General features: G+C 30.9%; 18 protein-coding genes. 5 read left to right on the top strand and 13 right to left on the bottom strand.

The features are described 5' to 3' along the window. From B5E79_RS04335 to B5E79_RS04325, 4 genes are all read right to left on the bottom strand, one after another. Complete coding sequence (locus tag B5E79_RS04335; RefSeq protein ID WP_087297108.1) at positions 1–1,290, bottom strand: HlyC/CorC family transporter; 1,290 nt, start codon at positions 1,288–1,290, stop codon at positions 1–3. 123 nt (positions 1,291–1,413) lie between these two features. Continuing rightward, a complete protein-coding gene (locus B5E79_RS13575; protein ID WP_164483495.1) occupies positions 1,414–1,566 on the bottom strand; it encodes a hypothetical protein in 153 nt (50 codons plus the stop codon). 68 nt (positions 1,567–1,634) lie between these two features. Then, positions 1,635–2,780, bottom strand: coding sequence for a lactaldehyde reductase (gene fucO / locus B5E79_RS04330; RefSeq protein ID WP_087297107.1), 1,146 nt, complete (start codon positions 2,778–2,780; stop codon positions 1,635–1,637). A 150-nt stretch (positions 2,781–2,930) separates the two neighbouring features. Further along, positions 2,931–3,476: a TetR/AcrR family transcriptional regulator C-terminal domain-containing protein gene (locus B5E79_RS04325; protein WP_087242981.1), complete on the bottom strand. Its 546-nt coding sequence runs from the start codon at positions 3,474–3,476 to the stop codon at positions 2,931–2,933. A gap of 125 nt (positions 3,477–3,601) precedes the next feature. Here B5E79_RS04325 and B5E79_RS04320 point away from each other — a divergent pair, with 125 nt between their 5' ends. After that, positions 3,602–4,030: a hypothetical protein gene (locus B5E79_RS04320; RefSeq protein WP_087297106.1), complete on the top strand. Its 429-nt coding sequence runs from the start codon at positions 3,602–3,604 to the stop codon at positions 4,028–4,030. Positions 4,031–4,277: 247 nt separating this feature from the next. Here the strand turns inward: B5E79_RS04320 and alr are convergent, their stop codons facing one another. Both alr and B5E79_RS04310 read right to left on the bottom strand, forming a co-directional pair. After that, positions 4,278–5,354 (bottom strand): alanine racemase, encoded by a 1,077-nt coding sequence (gene alr / locus B5E79_RS04315; RefSeq protein WP_087243106.1) that lies wholly within the window; start codon positions 5,352–5,354, stop codon positions 4,278–4,280. Positions 5,355–5,426: 72 nt separating this feature from the next. Continuing rightward, positions 5,427–6,419, bottom strand: a complete 993-nt coding sequence (locus B5E79_RS04310) for a LolA family protein (protein WP_087297105.1) — start codon at positions 6,417–6,419, stop codon at positions 5,427–5,429. Positions 6,420–6,513: 94 nt separating this feature from the next. Here B5E79_RS04310 and B5E79_RS04305 point away from each other — a divergent pair, with 94 nt between their 5' ends. Next, a complete protein-coding gene (locus B5E79_RS04305) occupies positions 6,514–6,708 on the top strand; it encodes a DUF378 domain-containing protein (RefSeq protein WP_087242987.1) in 195 nt (64 codons plus the stop codon). 64 nt (positions 6,709–6,772) lie between these two features. Here B5E79_RS04305 and B5E79_RS04300 read toward each other — a convergent pair whose 3' ends face one another. Genes B5E79_RS04300 through B5E79_RS04285 form a run of 4 tightly spaced genes read right to left on the bottom strand, consistent with a single transcriptional unit; the run spans position 6,773 to position 8,970 of the window. Then, positions 6,773–7,384, bottom strand: coding sequence for an HAD family hydrolase (locus B5E79_RS04300; protein WP_087297104.1), 612 nt, complete (start codon positions 7,382–7,384; stop codon positions 6,773–6,775). Continuing rightward, positions 7,384–8,085 (bottom strand): purine-nucleoside phosphorylase, encoded by a 702-nt coding sequence (gene deoD / locus B5E79_RS04295; RefSeq protein ID WP_087297103.1) that lies wholly within the window; start codon positions 8,083–8,085, stop codon positions 7,384–7,386. Before deoD ends, B5E79_RS04300 begins: the two co-directional genes overlap by 1 nt. A gap of 6 nt (positions 8,086–8,091) precedes the next feature. Beyond that, complete coding sequence (locus tag B5E79_RS04290; RefSeq protein ID WP_087242992.1) at positions 8,092–8,523, bottom strand: YbbN family protein; 432 nt, start codon at positions 8,521–8,523, stop codon at positions 8,092–8,094. Continuing rightward, positions 8,524–8,970, bottom strand: a complete 447-nt coding sequence (locus tag B5E79_RS04285; protein WP_087297102.1) for a hypothetical protein — start codon at positions 8,968–8,970, stop codon at positions 8,524–8,526. A gap of 131 nt (positions 8,971–9,101) precedes the next feature. Here B5E79_RS04285 and B5E79_RS04280 point away from each other — a divergent pair, with 131 nt between their 5' ends. Genes B5E79_RS04280 through B5E79_RS04270 form a run of 3 tightly spaced genes read left to right on the top strand, consistent with a single transcriptional unit; the run spans position 9,102 to position 10,846 of the window. After that, entirely contained in the window at positions 9,102–9,467 is a 366-nt protein-coding gene (locus tag B5E79_RS04280; RefSeq protein ID WP_087242996.1) for a hypothetical protein, read from the top strand. A gap of 18 nt (positions 9,468–9,485) precedes the next feature. Continuing rightward, positions 9,486–9,935: an NfeD family protein gene (locus B5E79_RS04275; RefSeq protein ID WP_087242998.1), complete on the top strand. Its 450-nt coding sequence runs from the start codon at positions 9,486–9,488 to the stop codon at positions 9,933–9,935. After that, complete coding sequence (locus B5E79_RS04270; protein WP_087297101.1) at positions 9,929–10,846, top strand: SPFH domain-containing protein; 918 nt, start codon at positions 9,929–9,931, stop codon at positions 10,844–10,846. Before B5E79_RS04275 ends, B5E79_RS04270 begins: the two co-directional genes overlap by 7 nt. 34 nt (positions 10,847–10,880) lie before the next feature. Here the strand turns inward: B5E79_RS04270 and B5E79_RS04265 are convergent, their stop codons facing one another. From B5E79_RS04265 to glmM, 3 genes are all read right to left on the bottom strand, one after another. Next, positions 10,881–12,218: a HAMP domain-containing sensor histidine kinase gene (locus B5E79_RS04265; RefSeq protein WP_087297100.1), complete on the bottom strand. Its 1,338-nt coding sequence runs from the start codon at positions 12,216–12,218 to the stop codon at positions 10,881–10,883. A 1-nt stretch (position 12,219) separates the two neighbouring features. Next, a complete protein-coding gene (locus B5E79_RS04260) occupies positions 12,220–12,876 on the bottom strand; it encodes a response regulator transcription factor (RefSeq protein WP_087243008.1) in 657 nt (218 codons plus the stop codon). Positions 12,877–12,957: 81 nt separating this feature from the next. Further along, positions 12,958–14,307, bottom strand: coding sequence for a phosphoglucosamine mutase (gene glmM, locus B5E79_RS04255; protein WP_087243010.1), 1,350 nt, complete (start codon positions 14,305–14,307; stop codon positions 12,958–12,960). Position 14,308 lies beyond the last annotated feature (1 nt).

Below are 14,308 nucleotides of genomic sequence, written 5' to 3'. Positions count from 1 at the left end.
TTAACTTTGTTTTTCCTCCCCTTTCTCGTCTTCATTTTCAAATCCCTTTTTTAAATGCAACAATACAATTCTATTCTTATCAATTTCTTTGATTGTAAATATAACCGAATCAATAATGATTTCCTGATTGATTTCAGGACTTCCATTACACTGTCCTAAAACCAAACCACCAATAGACTCAAAATCTTCTGAATCAAATGATGTTTCACAAACATCATTAACCTCATCAATATTCAAACTTCCATCAATGAGATATTCACCTTGACCCAAATCAACAATGGACTGTTCAACTTCATCATATTCATCATCAATTTCGCCAACGATTTCTTCTACAATATCTTCTAAAGTTACAATTCCACTCATGACACCATATTCGTCTAATACGACCGCTAATGACACATGATCTTTTCGCATAGCTTCAAAAACATCAGAAATCTGATTGAATTCATAAACAAAATAAGTATCACGCATGATTTTTGTTACATCAAAATCTTCACGGTGAACATCATATAAAAACAAGTCTTTAATATATAATACACCTATAATTTCATCATATGAATCATTATGAACAGGTAATCTTGAAAATTGAGATTCTCTAAAAGCTAAAATGATTTCATCATAAGTCGTATCATCAGAAATACTTTCAACATGAATTCTTGGGGTCATGACTTCTTTAATTTCAGTATCACCAAATTCAAACACATTATGAATCATTTCTTTTTCTTCATCTTCCAAAACGCCTTCTTCATGAGAAACAGTAACGATGGTTTTTAAATCTTCTTCTGTCATTGTTGGACCTTTGTTAGCATCACCACCAAAAAGACGAACAAAAAAGCCTGAAACAATATTTAAAATAGCCACAACAGGAGTAAAGATAATAATGATAAACTTAATGAAACGACATACTCCAAAAGCAATAGATTCAGCATTTTGCGTAGCTAGAGATTTAGGCGTAATCTCACCAAAAATTAATATAATTAAAGTCACAACACCTGTTGCAAGTGCAACACCCGTTCCTTCATTACCTAAAATACTAATCACAAACGATGTCGTTAAAGAAGAAGCAGCAATATTGACTAAATTGTTTCCTACCAATATCGAGCTTAATAAACGTGTCTGATCTTCTAATAATGACCGAATGAGAATCGCTTTCCTATTATTTTCCTCCGCCAATGTCTTTACTCTTATTTTATTGATTGACATAAATGCTGTTTCACTCATTGAAAAAAGAGCCGATAATGAAATAAGCACAATAAAAGTAAAAATCATGACTATCTGACTCGAGTCCATTTTGATACATATCTCCTTCTCATCACATAAATTTCCTAAATATTACTATAAAACCATTGAATTGTCAAACGACCTCTACTTTATAGTATAATATCATTTTTAAAATTATCAATAAAATCCATCTTAAGATTTATTTTTATCTTTCATCTCTAACCACTGCATCCATTCACGATGTTGTTTACGTTTTTGTACAAGAAAAAGAATAGGAAAAACAATACTGCTAACTGCAATCATCCCTAAAAAAGACATTATTAATGTTTGGTTAATCATTTCCATCTATTTTCACACTCCATTTTTATTATAACAAAAAAAGTACACCCATGACAGATGTACTTTGTGAATTATTATAATAAAGATTGATATAATGCTTTAATTTCTTCAACACTTGTATCTCTAGGATTTCCTGGACAACATGCATCAGCTAAAGCTGATTCACTTAAGAAGTCTAAATCTTCAACTTTCACAATATCTTTAAGATCAGCTGGGATACCAACATCTTGTGATAATTGTTTAACAGCATTGATTGCAGCCTGACGATATTCATCTTGGCTCATACCTGTTGTATCAACACCCATTGCTTCAGCAATATCTTTATATTTTTCACCAGTATATGGTGCATTGTATTCCATAACTGTTGGTAAAATAATTGCATTTGCCACACCATGAGGTGTATCATATAATGCTCCAAGAGGATGTGCCATACTATGAACCAATCCTAAACCAACATTAGAGAATCCCATACCTGCGATATATTGACCTAAAGCCATACCTTCTCTACCTTCTGGTGTATTTTCAACAGCTCCTCTTAAGTTTTTCGCAATGATTTCGATTGCTTTTAAATGGAACATATCACTCATTTCCCATGCTCCTTTAGTAATATATCCTTCAATCGCATGAGTCAATGCATCCATACCTGTTGCAGCAGTTAAACCTTTAGGCATGCTTGCCATCATATCAGGATCAACAAAAGCAACAACTGGAATATCATGAACATCTACACATACCATTTTTCTATCTTTTTGTGCATCAGTAATAACATAATTGATAGTGACTTCAGCTGCTGTTCCTGCTGTTGTAGGTACTGCAAAGATTGGTGTACATGGATTTTTAGTATCAGCAACACCTTCTAAGCTTCTTACATCTCCAAATTCTGGATTACGATCAATAATTCCAATCGCTTTAGCAGTATCCATTGATGATCCACCACCAATAGCTATAATATAATCAGCTTTTGCATTATGCAATGCTTCTACACCATGTTGTACATTTTCAATTGTTGGATTAGCTTTAATATCTGAATAAATTTCATAAACTAATCCTGCTTCGTCTAATAAATCTGTTACTTTTTTTGTAACTCCAAATTGAATTAAATCCGGATCAGAACAAACCAATGCTTTTTGAAAACCTCTTGCTTTTGCTTCAGTAACAATTTCATTGATTGCTCCTTTTCCATGATAGCTTGTTTCATTTAATACAAATCTGTTTGCCATTTTTATTACATCTCCTTTATTTTGCTGATTCTATTTTAACATTCTTGTGAAAATAAAAACAAGTGACAAATGAAAGCGTTTGTCACTTTACTTCATAAAACATTTTCATAAGAATTTTATATTAACATGACTCATATAGGCTCATCAAAACTATAAATCAGACAACAATTGTTCTAATTTAGGAGGTAAAGCCTGAATTAATAAATCAGCCATTTCTTCAGGTGTCTTATTCATTCCTGAAATCGCCCATTCCACTGTCATTGTGATAGAACCATGACAGTACATTTCTAATAAAAACATAATATCCGTAGGAATATTTCCTATTTTTTTATAAATAATATTCTGATAAAACTCTAAAATACACTGATAATCATAATTTTCGACATTATTATAATCCTTAGATTGAAACGCCTGCATAAAAAAGATTTTATCATTCAGTAAAAAAGTAAATTTCTTAATCAGTCCTTCTCTCAGTGTTGAAGAATTCCCAATCTGTCGAAATGACTTATCAGCCAGTTTTTCAAAATACCAATTAACCAAATCATATTTATCTTTAAAATAGCGGTAAAAAGTTTGTCTTGTCATTCCACTATGTTTCACAATATCTGTAACAGTCATTTTATCTAATGACTGTTTTGCCATTAAATCTTTAATACTTTGTGCAAAAAGATAGCGAGTTGAATCGTGTTCGTTCATAATGACCACCTCTTTTTTATTATAAAAGAAACAGGACTTTGAAACAAGCCCAAACATTCACACAATCTTCTTATTGTCATATGTCCTGAAATTTGTTAGAATATGAACATTAGGAGGCATCAAACATGAATTTTATAAAGAAGTTTGCAAAAGAAATTAGTGTCTTTGGATTAGTGCTTTTGATATTCTTAGGACTCTTTATATATCGTCAGGCAACATTTAAAGATTATAAGACAGTATCAGAAAGTCGATTAACTCAAATGATAGAAGATAAAGAAGATTTTGTCGTTGTATTAGGAGATTCAACTGATTCCACAATGGTCAGTTATCAAGACATCATGACGACATATACAACCAAAAATCGTTCTACACCTTTTTATTATCTAGATACATCTGAAGTTGATAATATTGACAGTTATGTAGAAAAAACATTTGATACAAATGTAACTTATCCAGCAACTCTTATTATTAAAGATGGAAAGATGACTGCCAAAAAAGAAGGATACAATCAATATTATTCTTTATATGATTTCGTTAAAGAAAATTTCGAATAAAAAATAAACAATATTATAAAATGAAGTTGACACTATTTTAACCAGAAGTGATATTCTCTTCTGGTTTTTATTATTGTATTCTCACTGACCATGACAATGACAAACTTGAGATATGACTTTTTACCTTTTATTTTTCATACAAAAATATTTTGTCTCTTATCTCATATATAGAAAAAAGAGAAGCATATTTATATACTCCTCAAAAATCATCAAATTCTTAACTCCATCATATTTTTCAATGGAATTTTTATTTTTTATAAATTCTTTCAACACGTTCACTCACTAAACACACAATTTCATATGGAATTGTTGATAATTCCTTAGCCATACGAGCCAGTGTTATATGTTCGCCAAAAATTTCCACACGATCATGTAAATGAACATTCTGATCGACCTTAACCATCATTTGATCCATACAAACTCTACCAACAATTGGATAATAATGTCCCTCTATATAAACTTCTCTACCCTGATTCGCACGAATCAATCCATCGGCATATCCAATAGGTAATGTGGCTATATACTCATCTTCTAAAGCTGTATATGTGAGTCCATAGCCAATGCGTTCACCCTTCTTAACCTGTTTTATCATTGAAACACGTGTATATAAAGACATCACCTGTTTGAGTGCTTGACATTCTTCACCAGATGGATCAACGCCATACATAGCTATACCAATACGTGCCAAATTAGAGCGGTCATCTTGATGATACATCATAGCAGCTGAATTTTGGCAATGGATATATCGAAAAGAATGTTGACCAATAATATCATAAAACATCTGAATTTGCTGTTCATAAGCATCATTTTGCATCTCATCATCAGCAGTTGCAAAATGCGTAAAAACACCATCAACCTGAAACATAGAATTTTGACAACAAGCCAAAATATCCTCAAATTCTGCTTTTGATTTCAAACCAATACGATTCATTCCAGTATCTATTTTAATATGAACTTTCACAGGTTTATGATGATGATAAAGCTTTTGAATTTCAGCCATATATTCCTTTGAAAATAGCGATAAAGTAATATCATAATGAATAACCAAATCCAAATCTTCAATAGGAATAGCTCCTAAAACAAGTATATCCTGTTGAATTCCAATCTTTCTTAAATCAATAGCTTCTTTCAGTGTTGCAACACCAAACATTGAAATATGTGGATTATCCTTTAAAATATTGGCAACCTGCTGATAACCGTGTCCATAAGCGTTAGCCTTAATGATGGCCATAAGCGGTTTACGTACTTTTTGATATAATGTTTCAACATTATCCTGTAAATAATCTAGACGAATGCAGGCATAGGTATCACGATAATGTATCACATTTTCACCCCTTTTCATTGTTTTAGTATAATCCATCATACTCTTTTTTTCAAGAAAAAATAGGGTTTTCCCCTATTTCACTTGTGATGATTGCATACTTGATAAAACAGCGAGTTTTTCTTGTGATGTTAAATCATTAGAATAAAGAGAACAAACAACCCCTGATGAAATATATGTCATTTGCTGATCATTTTCAAAAGCTACTCCATCAATCATATCTATCATATTGCCATCAATACTTTCAATTTGTAAATCATCATTTTCTTTTGATGTTTTTTCAACGATAGTAAATGATTTTTCACCAGTAAATTTTAAAATATGATTAATTTCATCATCAATTGTAGATACTTTTTCATTTTCTAGTGTTGATCCCATTAAAGATACTGGATAAAGTGGTAATGATGCTGCCACACTATCTGTGTATTCTGTTTTTGTTTCTTTAATGATATTGTTTTGTAAAAAACTATCTTTTTTCATATCCTGATTCATTTCAAAAGATGTGACATCAACTTTAATAACTTCTGTTCCATCCTGATCAAACACACTAATATATACTGGTTTTAAAGTTTTATCAAACTTCACTTCCTGACTTTTAACACGTTCATCATTTTCATAAGTCATTTCACCTTGAACCAGATATCCATCTTTTACTTTTTCAGATTTATTATCTTTTAAAAATGATACAAGTGATTGATAGATGTATGGTTTAGGTGAATTATGAGGCCATTCGCTTTGAAATTGAAAAGCCTGATTCAGTGATGGCGTTAAGACAAACACACCTTCATCATTTCTAACAATCACTTGTGATTGATTTAATGATTTATCGTAAAGCTCAACTTTATAATAATCTTTTTTATCAATACGTGCATAAGTTGATGTGACCTGATAAGATTTTAATTCATCATTCTCTAACATCTCCATATTTCCTACAAGTTGATAACTTTGACATTGATTCGCTTCTTCAATCAAATCATTAAGTGATGTAGATTTCAAAAAAAACCAGCTTACACCTATAACAATCACAACAATCACACTCACTGCAATAGCAATGATTTTTTTATTCATGATTATTCCTCCTCATCACATCTTATGATTTGTCAATATTTTTATGAATAAAGATATGAGGTTTGGTTATAATATCATTAGGAGGATAGAAAAAATGAATATGATACAGAAAATTGCTTTAGTTTTTACCATTATTGGTGCAATCAACTGGGGACTCATTGGCCTCTTTAATTTTAATCTTGTAGAAGCTGTTTTTGGCGATGCGCTTTTAAGTGCCATTATCTATATGATTGTAGGAATTGCTGGTATTATTAATATTATGTTATTATTTACTGATTTAGATCGATAAAGAAAAGACAAAACGTTTGAAGTATATCTTCTAGACGTTCTGTCTTTTTTATATGATGATTTTTTTAAAAATCACTTATTTTACCAGTCTTTAAAGCAATTCTTTTTCTATTTTTGACAAGAGCTAACATAGGTAAATCTGAAGTAGAGTCAGAATAACCAATAGAGTTTTCAAAATCAATTTCAATATTCTGTGATTTTAAACATTCAAGAATACGTGGTACTTTTCCTTCACCTTTACAATTTTTACCAATAACTGTGCTTGTTGGTTGACCATTTTTTGTGAATGTTCGAGTTCCTATTAAATAATCAGCAGGTAACTGATGATATTTCATATAAACTTCACAAGAAGCTGTACAGACAATCACAATATAGCCTTGTTGATGCTCTTTTTCCATTTGTTTGATCATATGTGGATAATAGCTTGGAACCACTTCATTTTCATAAAATGTTTTTAATTGTGAATTATCCATATGATCAAGTGGAAATAATAAAGCAGATTTGGCTTTTTCAAAACTACTGATATGTAATAAATATAAAAAGTAATAAAATGCGACTTTAAAAAAATAGAAAAAATGTACAGGATGCTTCTTTAAATCATATTTCAATAAACGAACGATTGTATCTCCTGAAGCAATTGTATTATCAAAATCATATAAAGCAACTTTCTTTAGCATTAAGCAATCTCCAAAGCTATTTCCATCATTGTCGTAAATGTCTGTTCTCTTTCTTGAGCAGTTGTTTCTTCCTGAGTCACTAAAGAGTCAGAAACAGTAAGTAATGTCAATGCTTTTTTATCAAGATAAGCCGCTGTTGCAAATAAAGCATAAGATTCCATTTCGACACCTAAGCAGCCCATAGATGCCCATTTTTTCCCTGAATCCTGATCAGCATGATAAAAAATATCAGATGCAATGACATTTCCAACATGATAGCTGGCACCTTTCAATTTGGCCTGTTCTACAGCTTTTTCTAATAAATCATATGAACTAATCGCAGAATAAGTACCTGGCAATTCAAACTGATGAGCAAAATTACTATCTGTACAAGACCCTTGTACAATAATAATATCTCTTAAATGAACATCTTTTTGTAAAGAACCGCAAGATCCAATACGAATAATAGCTTCTACATCATATTGCGTAAACAATTCATGTGCATATATTCCTATAGATGGTTGCCCCATTCCAGAACCCATAATAGAAACTTTTTTACCATGATAAAATCCGGTATATCCAAACATATTTCTTACAGCATTAAATTGATGTACATCTTCTAAATAATGTTCTGCTAAAAATTTAGCGCGCAACGGATCTCCTGGCATTAAAACAGTTTTCGCAATTTCTCCTTTTTGTGCTTGGTTATGTGGTGTTGACATTTTTCATCATCCTCCTTCGTGAAATGTCTGACCTTCTTTAAAAAAATATATTTCATGATTATCAACTGATAATTCTTCTCCAGCAATAGCCTGACGAACCATTTCTAAAAATTCCTGATCTTCGCCCATCTGATAACCTACCCATGCAAAATAACCATCTAATACAATAAAAGGCACACTACCTGAGTTATCATTCACAACATAATCCTCTAATAAATGACAGGTCTTCGCATAAGATTCGATTGATGATTCCTCATCAATATCCAGCTGGATAATATCCATTTGGCTACCATATTCTTCTTCCAGTTCAGGAATGACAACTTGAATAAACGAACGACAATGTGGACATGTTTTCGCATAATAAACATATAAATAATATTGTGGTCGATTTTGACAACCACTCAAAAAAAGCAATAAAACAAGAAATAACTTTTTCAATTATTCTTGTTGATAAAGAAAACGTAGTCCACTTAATTCATCACTTAACGCTTTATCATTTATAGCGTTATCAATATCTTTGACTAAATATTCTTCATCACCAGAAGTATAGCCAACTTTCGCAAAATAACCATCTAAGGCATACATTGGACCCATACCATAAAGCGATTGGTCAAACTGATCAAGCTGTGTAATGACATCTTCATAAATAGCCTGTGTCGCTTCATCATCAAGATCATATTGTTGAATCGTTAATGTATCTCCAAATGTTTCTTGTAAATATGGAATAGCATCATCCTGGAAAGATTGACATTCTGAACATGTTTCAATATAAAAATAGAGCAATGTCGCTGGTTGAGTTAATGTTATTTTATTGATGGGTTGTTGACTTGATTGACACCCCATTAATAACATCATTGATAATATAAATAATATTTTCTTTTTCATTCTTTTCTCCTTTTACATGTATTATAAACTATCTTATCCAAATTGTATACTCACACATTTAAAATCTTTTTTTAATTTTGTTGAAAAAAAATAATTTTAATAATATAATATATTTAAGGAGGAGGATATAAATGAACTTTGAATGGTCAACAAATGATATAGCCACAATGACTGTTACTATTTATGAAACAAATTTAACTTTAAACAAAGCAGCCTGTGTTCATTTTGAAGACGTGAATTATGTTCTTTTAGGGATAGATAGAACCGCTAGACAAATTGGAATCAAACCTGTTACCAAACAGGAAATAGATGAAAATATTTACCCAAAGAGTCAATTACATCGTATTTCACTAGGAAAAAGCTATGGAAGAATTTCTAACAAATCATTTGTATTAGACCTCAGTGTGGAATTTGATCTAGATTTTTCAAAACAGCAATGTTATAAGTACAAGGCTACATATGATATTGTTCATTCTATTATGATTGTTCAACTATAAGAGAAAGGGGAAATGATTATGTCAATTACTCTTGTATGGACTATTATTCTTGTCATTGCGGTCATTGTCGAAGCCATTACAATTGACTTGGTCAGTATCTGGTTTGGGATTGGAGCCATTGCTGCATTAATCTGTCATTTCTTTGGTGTTGGAGAAGTTTTGCAAATTGTTATTTTTGCGATTGTTTCCATTGTCTGTATTGTTGCCTCAAGACCACTGGCTAAAAAATACTTACGTGGAAATACTGTCAAAACAAACCTTGATCGTATGATTGGAAAACATTGTTTAGTCACTGAAACAATTACTGCTGATCAAAAAGGTGAAGTCAAAGTCATGGGAAACTTATGGTCAGCAACAAGCCTTAATAATGAAACAATTCAAATTGGCGATTATGCTGAAGTTATTTCAATTGAAGGTTCACATGTTGTCGTAAAAAAAATAAACAAAGGAGATGATACTTCATGTTAGATGGAATCTTTAGATATTTATGGATTATTTTATTAGTTGTATTAGTTGTTGTCATTATCGCAAAAACAATTCGTATTATTCCTCAATCTTATGCATATGTTGTAGAAAGAATCGGAGCTTATAATCGTACATGTACAGTTGGGTTGCATATTATGATTCCTTTGCTTGACAGAATCGCAAATAAAGTTTCTTTAAAAGAACAAGTATTAGATTTTGCTCCTCAACCTGTGATTACAAAAGATAATGTCACAATGCAAATTGACACTGTTGTTTATTTTCAAATCACAGATCCAAAATTATTTACTTATGGTGTTGTCAGACCATTGAATGCTATTGAAACCTTAACTGCCACAACACTTCGTAATATTATTGGTGATCTTGAACTTGACGAAACATTAACATCTAGAGATATTATCAACTCAAGAATGCGTTCTATTCTTGATGAAGCTACAGATCCTTGGGGAATTAAAATTCATCGTGTTGAAGTTAAAAACATTATTCCTCCACGTGATATTCAAGAAGCTATGGAAAAACAAATGCGTGCAGAACGTGAAAGACGTGAAGCCATCTTACAGGCTGAAGGTAAAAAAACTGCTGCTATTTTAACTGCTGAAGGTAAAAAAGAATCTATGATTCTTGAAGCCACTGCAGAAAAAGAAGCACAGATTGCTCGTGCTGAAGGTGAAGCTGAAGCATTAAGACTTGTTTATGAAGCTCAAGCTAAAGGTATCGAATATATCAATAGTTCTCAACCTCAACAAGCTTATATTACATTAGAAGGATTTAAAGCATTAGAAAACCTTGCTAAAGGAGAATCAACAAAAATTATTATTCCAACTGATTTACAAGGTATGGCTGGTGCTGTAACATCTATTGCTGAAATAGTTAAAGATCCAAAAAACAAACAATAAACAAAAAAAGCATGTCAGTCATAACTGATATGCTTTATTTTTTCTTTTGAAAGATAAAACTTACACCAACATCATGATTCTTTGCAGTCACAGAATACTGAAACATAGAAGCAATCTTACTAACAATAGAAAGTCCTAAACCGAATTGTCCTTTCACTCCTTTAACATATGGATCGAACAAATATGGTAAAGTGGCTTCATCAATATTTTCACCATCATTATATATTTCCAGATAATCTTCCTTAAGCGTAATTTTAATAACAGATTTTGCATAGCGTGAAGCATTTTCAATAATATTTTCTATAGCCACTCGCCAATGTTCCTCATCACCATCAAATTGAACATCTTCTAATTCTGTTTCTAAATGTAAATCTGGCTTCATGAAATCCATCTGCAAAACAATTTTTTCAATTAAATCTTGAATAGCAAAAGATCCTATTTCATTATCTTCACCCTGCAAATAATCCAAACGATTTAAATATAAAAATGATTTGACTTTATGTTCTAAACGATCAGCATTTTCCAAAATAATATCAATAGAACTATCTTTATCTCCATAAGGATAGACATCATCTTTAATACTTTGTGCATAAGTTTGAATAAGAGCGATAGGTGTTTTTAAATCATGAGAAATATTGTGAATCATTTCTTCTTTAATACTTTCCTGTTTATCTAGATCTTCTTTCATTTCGACCAAAGCCTTAGAAACAATTCCAATCTCATCTTCACGATTCAAAATCAAATCACTATCTTTTCTATCTTTAATATTATCAATATAATTTTTTATCTTTTTCAAAGGATTGATTAATGTTAAAACCCATAGAATCATCACTAATGCAAAAATAATAAAGAAACCATATTGAATATAAATAATCTGATTACGTAATGAAGTAATCAAGGAAACAGAGTATTCACTATCCACAAGTGAAATCAAATATTTTGAAGTATTATTGATTTTCGTGATCATATAATAGTATGTTCTTTCATCATACTCCCCTTTATTCTTTAAAACTTCCTGATCTGTATTGACAATTTTAGCTAAATCATCTTTAAAGAGATAAGAGTATAAATCATAAACAACCTGAACACTCCCTATATTAGATTGAACAAAAGAATTATTGGACGTATCATAAATAATATGATAGACCTCTTTTTCCTGTTTATAGGGCATAATATTATTATATATGATAGAATACTGAGAAATTGTTAAACGTTCATACATCTGCTTATCAACAATTGAAGTCACATTATAATCAACAATAGGCATTAATACAGCAACCAATAATAATCCAACAAAACATAATACAACAATCAACTGTTGAACCAACGATAATTTTTTAAAAAAAGATAATTTTGATTTTATTTTTTCCATATTAATCTAATCTATATCCAAATCCATAAATCGTCTTAATATTTAAATCAGGCATCTTTTTTCTTAAACGACGCAATGTATCATCTACAACTCGGTCACTACCAAAATAGTTTTCATCCCAAACTTTAGATAAAACCTGATCACGTGAAATAGCCAATCCTTTATTTTTAATAAAATAAAGTAATAACTCATATTCTTTTGTCGTTAATTCAATTTCAGTATTTTGAAATAAAACCTTTCTTTTTTCTTCATCAATGGCATATCCATCAATATTAATCAAGGCTGGATCATCCTTATAAACACGTTTTAAGACATTATGTATTCTTAAAATCAATTCTTTAATATTAAAAGGCTTGGTAATATATTCATCGCAGCCTTTTTCCAATCCAATAATACGATCAAATTCCTGATCTCTGGCGCTCATAAAAACAATAGGCATATCAGGCTTACAAGCTTTGATTTCATTCAGTAAATCAAAACCACTATTTTTATCTAACATAATATCTACAATCCATAAATGGACATCATCATCTTTATGCAAAAAAGCTTCTTCATATGTATAAAAAGAATAAACAATATATCCTTCTTTTTCTAAATAAGTTCTGACAAGATCATTTAAATTTTTTTCATCATCTATGATATTAATACGGTATTTCACATTCCTCACCTCTTTCATTCATTATATACAAAATATTGCCATATAAAATGGCAATATTTTGTGATAATATGTGAAATTATATTATTTTTCTACAGCATACCCTTTTGCTTTGATTGTATTAACAACTTTCAAGACATATTCATGACAGATTTCATCACTTTGTGCTTCGACCATGACTCTTACAACTGGCTCAGTTCCACTTTCACGTACTAAAATTCTTCCTTCATCACCTAATGCTTCTTCAACTTCTTTGACTGCTTTTTGAACATCAGGATCATTTTGAGCTAAAGCTTTATCACTCACTCTTACATTGATTAATAATTGAGGATAAATTTCAACCTGTTCAGTTAATTGAGCTAATGTTTTCTTATTTTCAACCATTGTTTCCATGATTTTCAATGATGTTAAAATACCATCACCTGTTGTTGCATGTTTAGAGAAAATAATATGACCAGACTGTTCTCCACCAATACAATGTCCATTTTTCACCATATTTTCATAAACATATTTATCACCCACAGCTGTTTTTTCATATTGAATACCAGCCTTATCCAATGATTTATATAATCCAAAATTACTCATCACTGTTGTAACAATGGTGTTATTTAAAAGTTCACCTTTTTGTTTCATTTCTAAACCACAAACATATAATATCAAATCACCATTGACTACACGTCCAAATTCATCTACTGCAATACAGCGATCCGCATCACCATCATAAGCAAAACCAACATCCAAACCATTTTCAACCACATATTTCTGTAAAACTTCAATATGTGTAGAACCACAATTTGTATTGATATTCAACCCATCAGGCTGATTATTAATCACATGTGTTTGAGCACCTAAAGCATCAAAAACACTTTTTGCTATGGCACTTGATGAACCATTGGCACAATCAAGACCAACTTTGATATCTTTAAAAGCACGTGTTGGAATACTCATTAAATATCCAATGTAACGATTTCTTCCCATTGAATAATCAATTGTACGTCCAATCTTATCTTTTGTAGCAAATGGAATAGGATCTGCTAAACCATCAATATATTGCTCGATGAGGTTTTCTATTGTTGCTTCTAATTTATGTCCTTTTCCATTGATAATTTTAATACCATTATCATAATAAGGATTGTGTGAAGCAGAAATCATGATTCCACAATCAAACTCTTCGCTTCTTACTACATAAGAAACAGAAGGTGTTGTTGTCACATGTAATAAATATGCATCAGCTCCACTTGCAGTTAATCCAGCTACAAGAGCATATTCAAACATATAAGAACTTCTTCTTGTATCCTTTCCAATCACAATTCTTGCTCGATGAGAACGTGAAAAATACCATCCTAAATATCTTCCTACCTGATAGGCATGTTCTACTGTCAAATCTATATTTGCTTCTCCTCTAAATCCATCTGTTCCAAAATACTTTCCCATT

The organism is Massilimicrobiota sp. An134, from assembly GCF_002160815.1.
Lineage (GTDB): Bacteria > Bacillota_I > Bacilli_A > Erysipelotrichales > Coprobacillaceae > Allocoprobacillus > Allocoprobacillus merdigallinarum.
The sequence above is the reverse complement of the archived record's forward strand: the minus strand, read 5'-3'. Positions and strand labels throughout refer to the sequence as shown.